The 14,888-nt window shown below is 58.6% G+C and carries 14 protein-coding genes; 5 read left to right on the forward strand and 9 right to left on the reverse strand.

Features of this window, described 5'->3' with window-relative positions; all coding sequences use genetic code 11:
* Positions 1 to 130 precede the first annotated feature (130 nt).
* Positions 131 to 1,027, forward strand: a complete 897-nt coding sequence (locus AC13C0_RS00820) for a GGDEF domain-containing protein (RefSeq protein WP_482953770.1) — start codon at positions 131 to 133, stop codon at positions 1,025 to 1,027.
* Between the two features lie 66 nt (positions 1,028 to 1,093).
* On the opposite strand, the gene AC13C0_RS00825 is transcribed toward AC13C0_RS00820, so the two are convergent.
* The 6 genes from AC13C0_RS00825 to AC13C0_RS00850 all read right to left on the reverse strand — a co-directional run bounded on the left by AC13C0_RS00825 (position 1,094) and on the right by AC13C0_RS00850 (position 7,533).
* Positions 1,094 to 1,591, reverse strand: a complete 498-nt coding sequence (locus AC13C0_RS00825; protein ID WP_482953771.1) for a MarR family winged helix-turn-helix transcriptional regulator — start codon at positions 1,589 to 1,591, stop codon at positions 1,094 to 1,096.
* 178 nt (positions 1,592 to 1,769) lie between these two features.
* Positions 1,770 to 2,981 (reverse strand): ABC transporter substrate-binding protein, encoded by a 1,212-nt coding sequence (locus AC13C0_RS00830; RefSeq protein ID WP_482953772.1) that lies wholly within the window; start codon positions 2,979 to 2,981, stop codon positions 1,770 to 1,772.
* Positions 2,982 to 3,051: 70 nt separating this feature from the next.
* The gene (gene aliB, locus AC13C0_RS00835) at positions 3,052 to 4,191 is read right to left on the reverse strand and encodes a cyclohexanecarboxyl-CoA dehydrogenase (RefSeq protein WP_482953773.1); all 1,140 of its coding nucleotides are present in this window, start codon (positions 4,189 to 4,191) and stop codon (positions 3,052 to 3,054) included.
* Positions 4,192 to 4,250: 59 nt separating this feature from the next.
* Positions 4,251 to 5,033, reverse strand: coding sequence for an enoyl-CoA hydratase-related protein (locus tag AC13C0_RS00840; RefSeq protein WP_482953774.1), 783 nt, complete (start codon positions 5,031 to 5,033; stop codon positions 4,251 to 4,253).
* Between the two features lie 32 nt (positions 5,034 to 5,065).
* Complete coding sequence (locus tag AC13C0_RS00845) at positions 5,066 to 5,833, reverse strand: SDR family NAD(P)-dependent oxidoreductase (protein WP_482953775.1); 768 nt, start codon at positions 5,831 to 5,833, stop codon at positions 5,066 to 5,068.
* Between the two features lie 35 nt (positions 5,834 to 5,868).
* Entirely contained in the window at positions 5,869 to 7,533 is a 1,665-nt protein-coding gene (locus AC13C0_RS00850) for an AMP-binding protein (protein ID WP_482953776.1), read from the reverse strand.
* A gap of 215 nt (positions 7,534 to 7,748) precedes the next feature.
* Here AC13C0_RS00850 and AC13C0_RS00855 point away from each other — a divergent pair, with 215 nt between their 5' ends.
* From AC13C0_RS00855 to AC13C0_RS00870, 4 genes are read left to right on the forward strand one after another with little or no spacing between them, the layout of a single operon-like run.
* On the forward strand, positions 7,749 to 8,525 hold the full coding sequence (locus tag AC13C0_RS00855; protein ID WP_482953777.1) for an enoyl-CoA hydratase: 777 nt from the start codon (positions 7,749 to 7,751) through the stop codon (positions 8,523 to 8,525).
* Positions 8,526 to 8,548: 23 nt separating this feature from the next.
* Positions 8,549 to 9,745, forward strand: a complete 1,197-nt coding sequence (locus AC13C0_RS00860; protein ID WP_482953778.1) for an acyl-CoA dehydrogenase family protein — start codon at positions 8,549 to 8,551, stop codon at positions 9,743 to 9,745.
* Between the two features lie 9 nt (positions 9,746 to 9,754).
* Positions 9,755 to 10,909: an acyl-CoA dehydrogenase family protein gene (locus tag AC13C0_RS00865; protein ID WP_482953779.1), complete on the forward strand. Its 1,155-nt coding sequence runs from the start codon at positions 9,755 to 9,757 to the stop codon at positions 10,907 to 10,909.
* 43 nt (positions 10,910 to 10,952) lie between these two features.
* The gene (locus AC13C0_RS00870; RefSeq protein WP_482953780.1) at positions 10,953 to 12,134 is read left to right on the forward strand and encodes an acyl-CoA dehydrogenase; all 1,182 of its coding nucleotides are present in this window, start codon (positions 10,953 to 10,955) and stop codon (positions 12,132 to 12,134) included.
* Between the two features lie 148 nt (positions 12,135 to 12,282).
* On the opposite strand, the gene AC13C0_RS00875 is transcribed toward AC13C0_RS00870, so the two are convergent.
* From AC13C0_RS00875 to pcaF, 3 genes are all read right to left on the reverse strand, one after another.
* A complete protein-coding gene (locus tag AC13C0_RS00875) occupies positions 12,283 to 12,816 on the reverse strand; it encodes a Crp/Fnr family transcriptional regulator (protein WP_482953781.1) in 534 nt (177 codons plus the stop codon).
* 159 nt (positions 12,817 to 12,975) lie between these two features.
* Positions 12,976 to 13,764 (reverse strand): alpha/beta fold hydrolase, encoded by a 789-nt coding sequence (locus tag AC13C0_RS00880; protein WP_482953782.1) that lies wholly within the window; start codon positions 13,762 to 13,764, stop codon positions 12,976 to 12,978.
* Between the two features lie 23 nt (positions 13,765 to 13,787).
* Positions 13,788 to 14,888 (reverse strand): 3-oxoadipyl-CoA thiolase (gene pcaF, locus AC13C0_RS00885; RefSeq protein WP_482953783.1); only part of this gene is annotated, 1,101 nt, incomplete at its 5' end.

Below are 14,888 nucleotides of genomic sequence, written 5' to 3' on the forward strand. Positions count from 1 at the left end.
CATACACCACCTGCTCACGCATATTGCCGAGGCGGATACGGCGGAGAAACTGGAAGCATTGCTGCCCTGGAACGTGGAGCTGGTTCGGGTCTGACATCTCAGTGCGGGTGATGCAAGTGGGTCGATTTAAATGCGCTTACATTACAATTGGTTCCTGAATACTCTTCCCGAAGCGGCCCTTGTCGTTGACGATCGCGGTGAAATCCTTATTGCTAATGAAATGGCCAGGCGGGTTTTCAAATCCAGCGGTGATAGCTTCCATGCAAAGCATGTCTGGGAACTCATTCCAGTCGAAAAGCGCGAAGGTCACGATGATAAGATGGCGAGCTTTCACGAATCTCCAGAGAGGGAGTCACGGATTGCAAATTCTGCGTTGGAGGCTGTGCGAGGGGACGGGACACGCTTCGCCATCGTTATTATTCTGAGGCAGATTACGTTGGCGTGCGGAAGTTACACCCTGGCGATTTGTCAGGATGTATCTGAGCAGCGTTACCTTGTGACTGGGTTACGGAATGAACTGGATCAGGAACGACTGCTTGCCCGGACCGACCCCCTTACGTCGATTGCTAACATTCGGAGCTTTCGGGCAGAGCTTGAACGCTCCATCGAACGTCTTTCTCGCTACGGTCGACATTTCACGCTAATCAGTATTGATCTGGACAACTTCAAGCCGATTAACGATGACTACGGTCATGCAGAGGGAGACAAAGTGCTCAAAGACGTGGGGGATACCCTCAAGTCTGGCCTTCGTAGCGGCGATTTCCCGGCACGCATCGGTGGTGACGAATTTGCGGTGTTGCTTCCTGATACGGATTTCGACGCGGCCAGGAAGTTTATACCGCGACTGGTCGAGACCTTGGAGAACAAGATGAAGAAGAATGACTGGCCGGTGACGTTTTCACTTGGCGTGGTGACCTTCAATGAAACACCCGGTCGAGTCGATAAAGCCCTGATGGTGGCTGATGAAACCATGTACCTCGCGAAACGGTCTGGCAAAAACAGGGCTGCAATGCGTACGTTTCTGTAAGGCCGCCAGTCACTTCTATGGCCAACTCTGCTAGTTGGCCATTTGGTCAAGCTGCCGAGTGAGGCGTTATTCGGCTTCGAGGTTCTCAGTATCATTGTGTTCTGGGATGGTTGATTCCAGGGAAACGTCAATAAGTCCGTGCTGAAGCTTCCTCAGAAGGTGAAGCAAGCTGACACCGTCATCAAAACTCATCCCATGCATGGCCTGTCTGTAAAACTCGGCAATAGTGTCTTGCAGTCGATTCCAGAAAGTCCGACCAGATTCGGTAAGTACCACCAGTCGAGCTCGGCGGTCTTGGGGATCAGGTATCCGAACGACATGCCCGTCTCTTTCCATTCGCTTGAGGACGCCATCGAGGTTTTGGCGACTGACGTAAAGGTACTCTTTCAGTTGGTTGAATGAGGTGCCGTCTTCGAATCCTTCTCGAGACAATGCACCCAGTACTGCCCACTGCACAGCACTGATGCCCATCTCATTCTGAACCTGGCGCTGCAGAATGTTTCCAGTCTGGAACAGGCGAAAAAATAGCCGGTTGGGGATGCCTCCGGATTCGTTGACGATCATTTCGTATCCCGTTGGTAAAGAATGGTTCGCAAGACGTTTGAGTCTATTCATCAACGATATCTTCACATAGATCCGGGGTGATCTTCCGCATTTTCTTGCGCCACGCCGGAGGAGCAGGGCTCTTTGAATCCGGAGTTTCCTGAGATCTCGCAGGAAACTCCGTGGTCGCAGTCTTCACTCAGTTATTGATCAGCTTGCACTTGCTCTCGGAAAGCGGGCGGAATGCTTCGTTGCCGGGAATAGTTCGAACAATCTTGTACAGATCCCACTCTCCGGTAGATTCTTCTGGTGTTTTCACCTGAGCCAGATACATGTCATGAACCATGCGGCCGTCTTTACGGATACGACCGTTTTTGGCAAACATGTCGTTGATCGGAGTCTCTATCAGATGCTGGCGGACAGCTTGGGAGTCATCCGAGCCAGTAGCTTCTACCGCCTTCAGGTATTGCATCGTGCTGGAGTAGATACCCGCATGCACCATGGTTGGACGGGTGCCGGTTTCTTCCATGAAACGATCAGACCATTCACGAGTCTCGCCGTTCATGTCCCAGTACCAACCGGTAGTAAGCTGCAGCCCCTGAGCCGCCTCGGGACCGAGAGCGTGTATGTCGCTCAGAAAGACAACCAGGCCCGCGATGGTCTGGCCTGACTGGGTAATACCGAATTCTGCCGCAGTGGTGATCGCATTGGTGGTATCTGCACCGGCGTTTGCCAGAGCGATGACATCGGCGCCAGAAGCCTGGGCCTGCAAAATAAATGAAGAGAAGTCAGGAGTCGGGAATGGATGGCGGATGCTTCCCAGAATCTCACCGCCATTGGCTTCTACAACCCGTGTGACGTCCGCCTCCATGGCATGGCCGAAGGCATAGTCTGCGGTCAGTATGTACCAGGATTTGCCGCCTTCCTGAACGATCGCGGTTGGGGTGCCAATGGACAGTGCGTAGGTGTCATAGACGTACTGAATATGATTTGGGGTGCAGTGTTCGTTGGTGATGCTAGAGGCTGCGGACCCGGAGATCAGTCCCAGTTTGTTGTTCTCTTCAAGGATCTTGGTGGTGGCGATTGTCACAGAAGAGGCCACCAACCCGCCAACCATGTCGACTCCGTCGTTTTCTACCCAGCGGCGCACGGTGCTGGAAGCAACGTCCGGGCTGTTGCGGTCGTCAGCACTGACGACTTCAATTCTGGCATTGTTGACCTTGCCGCCAAAATCAGCAACCGCCATTTCCATCGCCGTCAAACCATTCGGGCCGGCAAGGTCACGGTACGTGCCGGACATGTCAGCGAGATACCCCAACTTAACCGTATCTCCAGATATGGCAGCCTGGGCACTGCCTGCCATAAGAGCTGAGGCAACGACTGAGGGCAGAAGCTTTTTTGTATTTTTCATTGTTCTATCTCCGCTACGATACTTGTTTTGGTTTGGGTTCTTATTGCTTTTGTCAGGTTGATTCGTTTGCTTACTTCGGTAGGTATTCCTTCGCAATGATGTTTTTCATGATCTGGGCTGTGCCATCGCCAATCTGAAGACCAAGAACATCTCTCAGGCGCTGGGCAAACGGCAGGTCCTCACCCCAGCCGGTATGGCCGTGGGCCAGCAGGCACTGTTTCACCACATCAAAGGCCAATTTCGGCCCCCACCATTTATTCATGGCGGCTTCGGCGTTATGGGGCAGGTTGTTGTCCTTGAGCCAGAGTGCGTGGTAGCACTGCATGCGCGCAGCATGAACATAGGTCTGGTATTCAGCCAGCGGATGAGTCAGACCCTGGAATGCGGACAGGTTCTGGCCGAAGGCGGTTCGCTCGGTCAGCCATTGCCAGGTTTCATCCAGGGATTGTTGGGCCACGGCCAGACACTGCAGGCCGATCAGGGCGCGGCTATAATCAAAGCCCTGCATGACCTGTTTGAAGCCTTTACCCTCGTTGCCCATCATGTTGATAGCGGGCACTTCCACGTTGTCGAAGAAGATGGAGCCGCGGCCGATGGCGCGCTGGCCGTTGTCTTCGAAGCGGGTGGTAGTGATGCCCGGGCTGTTCATGGGCACCAGAAACGCGCTGATGCCGGAGGCCCGTTGCTCCGCCGTGCCGGTGCGGGCAAACACCACCGCCACATCGGCCTGGTCGGCCATGGAGATGGAAGTCTTCTCGCCGTTGAGCACGTAAACGTCGCCCTTCTTCTCTGCCTTCAGGCGCAGGTTGGCGGCGTCGGAACCGCCGTGGGGTTCGGTCAGGGCAATGCAGGCCACTTTCTGGCCGGTGGTCATGCCGTGCAGCCACTCCTTCGCCAGGTCCGGGGCGGCATGGCTGGCAATAATCTGGCCGTTCAGGGAGGTCAGCAGGGGAATGTAGCCAACATTGAAATCCCCTTTGGAGATTTCCTCGATGATCAGGCCACTGGTGACGCAGTCCATACCGCTACCGCCGAATTCTTCCGGCAGTTCGCCACCAAGCAGCCCCATCTCGCCGAGCTGGCGGATGACATCCTTTTCGATGACGCCTTCCTGATCCCGCATACGGTAGCCCGGAGCCAGCACCTCGGCGCTGAAGCGGGCCACAACGTCGCGAATCGCGTTCTGTTCTTCATTGAATCCGAAATTCATGATGTTCTCCGGGCATTGTCTGTGACCCGGTGGCAAATGAGGCCACCGGGCCGGTCTGCTTACTTGTAGAATTTCCGGAAGTCCGGCTTGCGCTTTTCCTTGAAGGCGTTAACGCCTTCCTTGGACTCGTCGGTGTCGTAGTACAGGCTCAGGGCCTGCATGCCCAAGGCGCCAATGCCGGCAATGTTGTCGCTGTCGGCGTTGAAGGAGCGCTTGGCGATGGTCAGGGCGGTGGGGCTCTTTTCCAGGATTTCCTCACACCACTTCTGTACTTCCTCGTCCAGTTGCTCCGGTGGCACCACGGCGTTCACCAGGCCCCAATCCAGTGCCTGCTGTGCACTGTACTTGCGGCACAGGTACCAGATTTCCCGGGCGCGCTTCTCGCCGACAACCCGCGCCAGGTAGGCGGTACCGAAGCCGGGATCCACCGAGCCGACTTTCGGGCCGACCTGGCCAAAGACGGCGGTTTCCGAGGCAATGCTCAGATCACAGATCACGTGCAGCACGTGGCCGCCGCCGATGGCGAAACCGTTGACCCGGGCGATCACCGGCTTGGGTACTTCGCGGATGGTGCGCTGCAGCTCTTCCACGGGCAGGCCAATCAGGCCGCGGCCGTCGTACTGGCCTTCGTGGGCGCCCTGGTCGCCGCCGGTGCAGAAGGCTTTTTCACCAGCGCCGGTGAACACAATGACGCCGATGTCCTTGTTCCAGCCGGCGCGGTTGAAGGCGTCCAGCAGATCCATGCAGGTCTGGCCGCGGAAAGCGTTGTAACGGTCCGGCCGGTTGATGGTGATGGTGGCCACACCGTTGTTTTCGTCGTACAGGATGTCTTCGTAATTCATGGTGCGTTCTCCTAGATCGTTTAACTGGTCGCTTACCCGGCCATGGTCAGGCCGCCGGACACGCTGATCACCTGGCCGGTGATGAAGTTGGCATCGTCACTGGCGAGCAGGGCGATGACGCCGGGGTAGTCTTCGGGTTGGGCCAGGCGCTTCATGGGCACCGCGTTGCGGAAGGCTTCCAGTAGCTTCTCCGGATTTGGGGCGGTTTCCGCCACGCCCTTGAGCAGTGCGGTGTCGGTGGGGCCGGGGCAGACCACGTTCAGGCACACGTTCTTGGTGGCCAGTTCCCGGGCCACGGTTTTGCTGAAGCCCACCAGGCCAGCCTTGCAGGCGGCGTAGACGGATTCGCCGGAGGAGCCGACCCGGGCCGCGTCGGAGGCAATGTTGATGACCTTGCCGCCACCGGCGGCAATCATCTTCGGCAGTACAACATGATGCATGTTCAGTGCACCGGTTAGGTTCACTGCAATCAGCTGGTCCCACAGTTTCGGCTCGGTTTTCAGGAACGGCATGAAGCGGTCGAAACCGGCATTGTTTACCAGCACCGTGGGCACGCCCAGATCGCTCTCGATGGCCGCCACGGTGTCAGTAATCGCGGCGTAGTCGGTGATGTCGGCGGCGTAGGCGCGGGCCTTGCCCCCGGCTTCGGTGATCAGGTCTGCCGTGGCCTGAGCCGCGCTTTCATCACGGTCCAGCACGGCCACAAGGCTGCCTTCCTCGGCAAAGCGCTGACACACGGCGCGGCCAATGCCGCCCCCGCCGCCGGTCACGATGACTGTTTTTCCGTTAAGGCCTCTCATAATGACTTGCTCCTGTAGCTGTTAGATCAATGGGATTAACCGCGCTTGGCCGGCTCCAGGCGAACTTCTTTGGCCTGCTCGCGCAGTTTGAATTTCTGGATCTTGCCGGATGCGGTGCGAGGCATGGCCTCGATCACTTCCAGGTATTCGGGCAGGTAGTTTTTGGACAGTTGCTGTTCGGTCAGATAGGCCTTGACCTGGTCCAGGGTAAGGTCGGTGGCGTTCTCGTCGAGGGTGACGTAGGCGCACAGGCGCTCACCCAGGCGTTCGTCCGGGCAACCCACCAGGGCGACATCGACAATGCCGGGGAACTTGTAGAGCAGGTTCTCCACCTCCACGACCGGAATGTTCTCGCCGCCCCGGATCACCACATCCTTGGTACGGCCAGTGATGCGGATGTAGCCGTCCTTGTCTATGCGTGCAAGGTCGCCGGTGTTGAACCAGCCGCCTTCGTCCACGCCATAGAGTTCGGGTCGCTTGAGGTAGCCAACAAACAGGCTGGAGCCCCGAACCAGCAAGCTGCCTTCCTCACCGGCAGGCAGTTCGTTGCCCTGGAAGTCGGTGACTTTCACTTCCATGAAGGGCAGGGCCTTGCCGTCGGATTGGCTGGCACGTGCGGCGGGATCTTCTGGGCAGGTCATGGTGACAGCGCCGTTTTCGGTCATGCCCCAGGCTGAGACAATCTTTGCCTTCAGCACCTTGCCAGCTTGTTCAACCACGGCACTGGGGATCGGCGCGCCGGCGGAGACGAAGATCCTCAGGGAATCCAGTTCGCCTTCGTGCCTTGGTGCGGTCTTCACCAGGTCGGCCAGGAAGGGTGTTGCCGCCATGGTGAAGGCCGGTTTCTCGGCCGCAATCACCTTGCAGACGTACTCGGCGTCCCAGATGTCCTGAAGGATAGCGGTGGTTCCCAGGTAAACCGGCATCATGATTCCGTACATGAAGCCGGTCTGATGCGCGACCGGAGAGGCCATCAATACCTTGTCATCGGAAGTCAGATGCAGTCGATCAGAATAGGGCCGTACGTTGGAGAACAGCGTATTCGAGGTGTGCATGACCCCCTTGGGCTCGCCGGTGGTGCCGGAAGTGTAGAGGATCTGGATGGCGTCGTCGGCGGTGAGTTGGCGCTCGGCAAACAGGGCCCTGGTGTCTTGCTTTTCTTCCCAAGGGGTCTCCGTGAGACGTTGTTCAAAGCTGCGCTCGCCCTCTCCGCCGATGACCAGCAGGGTTTCGAGATCCGGCAGCTCCCCCCGAATACCATCAATCATGGCCTCGTAGTCAAAGCCACGAAAGACCTTTGGAATGACCAGCAGTTTGGCCTCGCCATGCTTGAGCATGAAGCGCAGTTCCCGCTCCCGGAAAATAGGCATGAGCGGATTCAGAATCGCGCCGATGCGCATGCAGGCCAGATGCAGGGCGGTGGTCTGCCACCAGTTCGGTAGCTGGCAGGCCACCACCTCACCTTTGCCGATGCCCAGGGCCACCAGGCCCGCCGCCATGCGGGTGACTTTGTTATTGAGTTCCCGATAAGTGAGGGCGGTGCGGGTGTCGCTGGTGACCTGGTAGCCGACGATGGCTTCCCGGTCTGGAGTGCTGGCGACTGCCTGATCCAGGTAGTCGGTAATGAGTTTGTCGTTCCAGGCGCCGCTTTCCAGCATGGCGTCACGGCGTTCCGGATTGAGAGTGATGCCTGTATCCATCTGATTCACCTGTTGTGTCCGGTTTGTTTTTGTTGGGTGGCCAGCCCGCATAAGCAGGTCGTTGCCTTGTCAGATTCAACATACGCCTTTTCAAAATAATATGTCAACATGTTGCCTTAAAAAATATTCGGGTGTAGCCTCTAGAAATCGGACAAATAAGCTTCCATGGCTTTTATGAAGAAGTAATAAGAAAAAATCTGTTAGCGGAGATGGTTATGGAGTACAGCAACATATTGCTTGAAAAGCACGAGGCTGTGGCCCTGGTCAGACTCAACCGACCAGAGGTCTACAACGCGTTGAACAACGCGCTGATGAACGAACTGACTTCCGCTCTGGAAGTCCTGGAAGCGGATGAGGCCATCCGCGCCGTTGTCATTACCGGTAACGAAAAAGCCTTTGCCGCCGGCGCGGATATTGCCGAAGTCCATGCCCTGGACTTTTCCCGGGCCTACCGTGAGCGCTTCATCTCCGCCAACTGGGAAACCGTGACCCGATGCCGCAAACCGGTGATTGCTGCCGTAGCTGGCCTGGCCCTGGGTGGCGGTTGCGAGCTGGCGATGATGTGCGATCTGCTGATTGCCGCCGATAACGCCCGTTTCGGGCAGCCGGAAGTGAAGATCGGCACACTGCCCGGGGCCGGGGGCACCCAGCGTCTGGCCCGGGCCATTGGCAAGGCCAAGACCATGGACCTGTGCCTGACCGGCCGGATGATGGATGCGCATGAAGCCGAGCGTAGTGGTCTGGTCAGCCGGGTGGTGCCAGCCGCCGATCTGCTCGAGACGGCCCTGGTGGTGGCGGCAGAAATTGCCAGCTACTCGCAGATGGCCGCCATGATCAATAAGGACGCGGTGAACCAGGCGTTCGAGACCTCTTTGAGAGCGGGCGTTGAATACGAACGCCGGCTGCTGTGGTCCAGTTTTTCCAGCGAGGATCGCAGCGAGGGTATGACCGCTTTTCTCGAGAAGCGTCAGCCCCAGTGGAAGCACCGGTAACCTTTAAAAGCTCAGGAGCGACTATGGATATTCATTTCACCCCCGAAGAGCTGGCTTTCCGCAGTGAGGTGCGGGCGTTTCTGGAACAGAATCTGCCGGCCGACATTGCAGAGAAGTTTCGTCTGGGCCGTCGCCTGTCAAAAGAGGATCATCAGCGCTGGCAGAAGATTCTCAACGGCCAGGGCTGGTATGCCGTCAACTGGCCGGAAGAGCATGGCGGCACCGGCTGGTCGGTGGTGCAGAAGCACATCTTCGACGAGGAATGTGCGGCTGCGGGTGCGCCCCGGCTGGTGGCTTTCGGCGTTAACATGGTGGCGCCGGTGATCATCAAATTCGGCACCCAGGCCCAGAAGGATTATTACCTGCCCCGGGTCCTGCGCAGCGAGGACTGGTGGTGCCAGGGCTATTCCGAACCCGGTGCCGGCTCTGATCTGGCCAGCCTGAAAACCCGGGCCGAGCGCGATGGCGATCATTACGTAGTCAACGGTCAAAAGACCTGGACCACCCTGGGCCAACATGCCAACCGGATTTTCTGTCTGGTGCGCACGGATCCTGCGGCCAAGAAGCAGGAGGGCATCTCCTTCCTGCTGATCGACATGGATACGCCCGGCATTACTGTGCGCCCGATCATTACCCTGGATGGCGAACACGAGGTCAACGAGGTGTTCTTCGACAACGTTCGGGTGCCGTTGGAAAACCGGGTGGGCGAGGAGAACAAGGGCTGGACCTGTGCCAAGTATCTGCTTACCCACGAGCGCACCGGCCAGGCCGGTATTGGCCAATCGAAAGCGGCGCTGGCTCACCTCAAGCAGATTGCCAGTGCCGAGACCATAGCCGGCCGGCCGCTGATTAACGACCCCCTGTTCCGGGCCCGCATTGCCGAGGTCGAAATGCGTCTGATGGCGGTGGAGATGAGCGCCCTGCGCATTCTCGCCGCCACTCGGGATGGTGGAGTGCCGGGTGCGGAAAGTTCGTTGCTGAAGATTCAGGGCTCGGAGATCCGGCAGGCTATCAGTGACCTGATGCGCAAGGCGCTTGGGCCGAATGCGCTGCCGTTCCTGGAATCGGAACTGGAGCCGGACTTCAGTGGCGAGCCGTTGTACAGGGATTACAGTGCCTCCCCGGCCAGCCAGTACTTCAACTTGCGCAAGCTGTCGATCTACGGCGGCTCCAATGAAATTCAGAAGAACATCATCGCCAAGCTGGTTCTGGAACTGTAGGAGGGTGCCATGAATTTTGAACTGAACGAAGAACAACAGATGCTGGCGGACACCGTTGCGCGCCTTGTGCGAAACACCTACGGCTTTGAGCAGCGGGAAGCCTTCTACAATAGCCCGCAAGGTCACAGCCCCGAATTCTGGCGCCAGCTATCGGAGCTGGGGATTACCTCGGTTCCCGTTGCCGCGGACTATGAAGGTTTTGGTGGCACCGGCGTGGAGAACATGCTGGTGATGAAGGAACTCGGTCGAGGTCTGTGTCTGGAGCCCTACCTGCATTCCCAGATCTACGGTGCCGGGCTGATCCAGCAGCTGGGTTCCCCCGCGCAGCGCGAGCAGATTCTGCCGGCCGTGGCCGCCGGCGAACGGTTGCTGGCAGTGGCGGACGAGGAAGCAGGTAGCCACTACCATCCGGAGGCGATTGAATGTCAGGCGGTGCCCTGTGAACGGGGCTGGCGTCTGAGCGGCCGCAAGCGGGTAGTGATTGGCGGCGAGCTTGCCCACACTATCCTGGTCACTGCCCGGATGAGTGATGGTGAAGGCGTAAGCCTATTTCTGCTGGACCCGGCGGCTGAGGGTGTTTCGCGCACCGGCTACCCCTGCATAGACGGCCCAAGGGCCTGTGATCTTGCATTGGCTGATGTCTATGTTGAGGCGGACAGCCTGCTCGGGCCGGCGGGTAAGGCCGCGCCTGCGCTGGCCTATCAGCGTGGCCGTGCGGTTGCCGCGCAGTGCGCCGAGGCGGTGGGCAGTATGGAGGAGGCCTTCCGGCTGACCCTGGACTACCTGAAAACCCGCCAGCAGTTCGGTGCCACAATCGGCCGGTTCCAGGCGCTCCAGCACCGGATGGCGGAAATGCGTGGCGAGCTCGAACTGGCGCGCTCGATGACCATCCTCGCCGCCTGCGTGGCGGATGATCCGGAATCCGAGGAGCGCAGCCGCCGGCTGGCTGCCGCCAAGTTCGTCGTGGCCCGGGCGTCACAGCTGATTGCCGAGCAGTCTGTCCAGTTGCACGGTGGTATCGGCATGACCTGGGAATATTCACTGGCCCACCACGCCAAGCGCCTGGTGATGCTGACCCATCAGTTCGGGGATGACGATTTCCACCTTGGACAGTATTCGGCCCTGCTGGAGATACCCCGGCAGGCTTCACAGCAGGTGGCCTGACAGCCAGCCATCAAGACAAGATCAACAAACGGAGACAACCGACATGGCCAACCAAGCAAGTTTTAACTGGGAAGACCCGCTGTTGCTGGACCAGCAACTGACTGAAGACGAGCGCATGGTGCGCGAGAGTGCCCGCCAGTTTGCCGAAAGTAAGCTCAGGCCCCGGGTGCTGGAAGCTTTCCGCAACGAACAGACCGACCCGGAGATATTCCGGGAAATGGGCGAGACCGGCCTGCTGGGATGTACCATTCCCGAACAATACGGCGGTAGCGGCCTGAACTACGTGTGCTATGGCCTGATCGCTCGCGAGGTGGAGCGGGTGGACTCCGGTTACCGGTCCATGATGAGTGTGCAGTCATCCCTGGTGATGGTGCCCATCTACGAATTCGGCAATGAGGAAACCCGCCAGAAGTACCTGCCCAAACTCGCTTCCGGCGAATGGATTGGGTGTTTCGGTCTGACCGAGCCGGACCACGGCTCCGATCCCGGCAACATGGCGACCCGCGCCCGCAAGGTGGACGGCGGTTACCGCCTGACCGGCAGCAAGATGTGGATCACTAACAGCCCAATCGCTGATGTGTTCGTGGTCTGGGCCAAGGACGACGACGGCGCGATTCGCGGCTTTGTGCTTGAGAAAGGCTGGGAAGGCCTGAGTGCCCCGGCCATTCACGGGAAGGTAGGGCTGCGGGCCTCGATCACCGGTGAAATCGTGATGGACGGCGTGTTTGTGCCGGAAGAAAACGCCTTCCCGGACGTGCGAGGGCTGAAGGGGCCGTTCACCTGCCTGAACTCCGCCCGTTACGGTATTTCCTGGGGTGCCCTCGGCGCTGCCGAGGACTGCTGGCACACCGCACGTCAGTACGTGCTGGATCGAAAGCAGTTCAATAGACCTCTGGCCGCCAATCAACTGATCCAGAAAAAGCTGGCAGACATGCAGACCGACATCACCCTGGCCCTGCAAGGCTGCCTGCGTCTTGGTCGGATGAAGGATGAGGGCACGGCTGCCGTCGAGATCACTTCCATCATGAAGCGCAATTCCTGCGGCAAGGCTCTGGATGTTGCCCGCCTGGCCAGGGATATGCTCGGGGGTAACGGCATCAGTGATGAATTTGGGGTGGCGCGCCACTTGGTCAACCTGGAAGTAGTCAATACCTACGAGGGCACCCACGATGTGCACGCCCTGATTCTGGGTCGAGCCCAGACCGGGATTCAGGCGTTCTTTTAATTCTGTATTTCCTGGGCCTCAAGAGACGGCAAAATGGTATGAGGCGAAAATAACCCGCAACAGGTCCAGGCCAACAGTTAGTTGGTCTGGACCTGAGGCCGTCCAATGTTGTTGCGCCGCTTTCGCCTACGCATGGGGCGGATGTCAATCAGTCCCTGTCTCGATTGTTCTGAGTTCGTGTTGAATAGGCTCTGTGGAGTTCGCGGTCCTGTTCCTCAAGCATATTAGCCATGTTAATGACAGCTCTGGCCATACCTCTGACCAGATTAAGAATCATCAAGCCAAACGCATCGGGCTCCTGCTGATGCAAATCGAAGAACTGGCCGGAAGTAATTTCTAGAACGACGGCATCCGTTTCGGCCACAGTTTTTCCGGGGCGGTCGGTGAGAGCGATCATCGGTACGAAGCCCATGTCGTCCCCAGGTTTATGAAGACGAGCCAGCGTCCAGTCCCCTTCTTCTCCGGGCATATAGGTGTTCACGTCTCCTTCCAGAACCACATAGAAGCTGTCGCTCCGTTCGCCCGCATCATACAGTCGTTCACCTTTTTTAAGCTCGAGCACACGGCCCTTCTCGAGCAGACGTCGAATCACAGTCTCAGGCATCGCGCCGAAAGTTGAGAGTTCACTGAAGTAGGCGGGTTCCCGCATATGCCAATAGTGTCGGCCATCTATATTTTGCATAAGCCTGCTGATCTGCTGGTTTCAGACCAGTTAAGTATAGCTCTGCGTGCGGTTTCAGGGATGGGATTGGCAAGTTTCCATGGTTCAATGACCAACGGTTTTTAATGCTTCGTTGGAATTGATGGGCCAAAAGTTTTTTGGCCCATCAGGCGAAGGGAATCATTCAATGATTTTGGAAATCAGGCTTGCCATCGTTGATGGGCACTCAACAGAAGGCACATGGCCGATCCCATCTAGTATCACCAGATCCGAGGTTCCGCAGTACTCTGCCAGTGCTTTCAGCGATTCTGGTGGCGTGGCCAAGTCTTCGTCGCCCCCTATCAGCAGTATGTGTACATCTCGGCCCCGCAGTTTTTCCCGGAAATCCGACTTTCCCAGCATCTCGCATAGAACGGCATAGCTATTGTCGTCCCCGCGCCCCATGATCACCTTCCAGCCGTCGAGCAAAGCGGGCTGCTCTTTGCAGGCCGCCGGACCGAACCAGCGTGGCACAATCTCCGCGGACATGGCCGCCAAGCCTATGCGACGTACATTGGCCGCTCGCAGGTTCCAGGCCTCTGGTGTACCAATAACCGCGCCGGTGTTGGTCAAAGTGGCTGAGAGCAGCATGTCGCCGTATGCCGCTACCAGTTGCTGGCCGATAACGCCGCCGATCGATGTGCCGGCGAAGTGAAAGCCTGTGGCACCGGCCGCCTGCGCGAGTATCAGAGCCTCGTTGGCCAGGTCGTCGGGAGTGATTTCTCCTGCGTCTACCGGCCAGGCACCGCTGGCGCCGTGGCCCGGCAGATCCCAGGTGAGAACGCGGAAACGTCTCAGCAGCGACGGGAGCATATCGTCCCAGACTCCCTGGGTCATTCCGAGAGGATGAGCTAGTACCAGCAGTGGTTTTTCGCTGTCACCTAGCAGGCGATAGCAAATAGTGCGATTCCTGTGATTCAAAAAAGCCATGTGGTCTCCTTGGAACGGGTCGATCAGACCCGCTCAATCAGTGTAGCAATACCCTGGCCCACACCCACACCCACACACATGGTGCACAGGGCATAGCGACCGCCGGTGCGTTGCAGCTGGTGAGCGGCCGTCAAAAGCAGGCGGGCGCCGGACATGCCGAGCGGGTGGCCCAGTGCGATGGCGCCGCCGTTCGGGTTTGCCCGCGGATCATCGTCGGCGATGCCCAGTTCGCGCAGAACGGCCAGGCCCTGGGCGGCGAAGGCTTCGTTCAGTTCGATCACGTCGATGTCAGCGATGCTGATGCCCTGCTTCTCCAGCAGCTTTCGAACCGCCGGCACCGGGCCGATACCCATGATGCGAGGATCCACGCCGGCGGTGGCCATGCCCAGAATTTTCGCCATGGGCTTGAGGCGGTGTTTTTTCACGGCGTCTTCGCTGGCGACCAGCATCGCGGCCGCACCATCGTTGACGCCTGAGGCGTTGCCAGCGGTCACACTGCCGTTCTCGCGGAATGGCGTCGGCAAGGCGGCGAGTTTTTCAAGGGTGCTTTCGCGCGGATGTTCGTCGGTGTCGAATATCAGCGGGTCTTGCTTCCGGCGGGGAATCGAGACTGGCACGATTTCCTCAGCGAACACACCTGTTTGCTGCGCCCGGGCCGTTTTCTGCTGGGACCGAAACGCGAACAGGTCCTGATCTTCCCGTGAGATGCTGAACTGTTCGGCGACGTTCTCGGCGGTTTCCGGCATGGAGTCGACGCCGTACTGCTTCTTCATCAGCGGATTCACAAAGCGCCAGCCAATGGTGGTGTCCTCGATCTTCTGGCTTCTTGAGAAGGCGCTGTCGGCCTTGCCCATCACGTACGGGGCACGGGACATGGACTCCACGCCGCCGGCCAGTACCAGCTCCATTTCGCCGGCGCGGATGGCGCGAAAGGCTGTGCCTACGGCGTCCATGCCGGAACCGCACAGCCGGTTGAGGGTGGTGCCGGGTACGGAGGTGGGCAAACCGGCCAGCAACGCCGACATACGGGCCACGTTGCGATTGTCTTCGCCGGCCTGGTTGGCGTTACCCATGATCACTTCGTCGATGGCAGCCGGATCCAGTTCCGGGGCCTGTTCCAGCAC

It is taken from the genome of Marinobacter sp. B-21 (genome assembly GCF_056857895.1).

Bases quoted from the DNA above. Each gene is read 5' to 3' on its own strand.
- aliB (WP_482953773.1), bottom strand. From the start codon at position 4,191: ATGAATTTCGGATTCAATGAAGAACAGAACGCGATTCGCGACGTTGTG.
- AC13C0_RS00830 (WP_482953772.1), bottom strand. From the start codon at position 2,981: ATGAAAAATACAAAAAAGCTTCTGCCCTCAGTCGTTGCCTCAGCTCTT.
- AC13C0_RS00840 (WP_482953774.1), bottom strand. From the start codon at position 5,033: ATGAATTACGAAGACATCCTGTACGACGAAAACAACGGTGTGGCCACC.
- AC13C0_RS00865 (WP_482953779.1), top strand. From the start codon at position 9,755: ATGAATTTTGAACTGAACGAAGAACAACAGATGCTGGCGGACACCGTT.
- AC13C0_RS00845 (WP_482953775.1), bottom strand. From the start codon at position 5,833: ATGAGAGGCCTTAACGGAAAAACAGTCATCGTGACCGGCGGCGGGGGC.
- AC13C0_RS00825 (WP_482953771.1), bottom strand. From the start codon at position 1,591: ATGATCGTCAACGAATCCGGAGGCATCCCCAACCGGCTATTTTTTCGC.
- AC13C0_RS00850 (WP_482953776.1), bottom strand. From the start codon at position 7,533: ATGGATACAGGCATCACTCTCAATCCGGAACGCCGTGACGCCATGCTG.
- AC13C0_RS00875 (WP_482953781.1), bottom strand. From the start codon at position 12,816: ATGCAAAATATAGATGGCCGACACTATTGGCATATGCGGGAACCCGCC.
- AC13C0_RS00820 (WP_482953770.1), top strand. From the start codon at position 131: ATGCGCTTACATTACAATTGGTTCCTGAATACTCTTCCCGAAGCGGCC.
- AC13C0_RS00855 (WP_482953777.1), top strand. From the start codon at position 7,749: ATGGAGTACAGCAACATATTGCTTGAAAAGCACGAGGCTGTGGCCCTG.
- AC13C0_RS00860 (WP_482953778.1), top strand. From the start codon at position 8,549: ATGGATATTCATTTCACCCCCGAAGAGCTGGCTTTCCGCAGTGAGGTG.
- AC13C0_RS00870 (WP_482953780.1), top strand. From the start codon at position 10,953: ATGGCCAACCAAGCAAGTTTTAACTGGGAAGACCCGCTGTTGCTGGAC.
- AC13C0_RS00880 (WP_482953782.1), bottom strand. From the start codon at position 13,764: ATGGCTTTTTTGAATCACAGGAATCGCACTATTTGCTATCGCCTGCTA.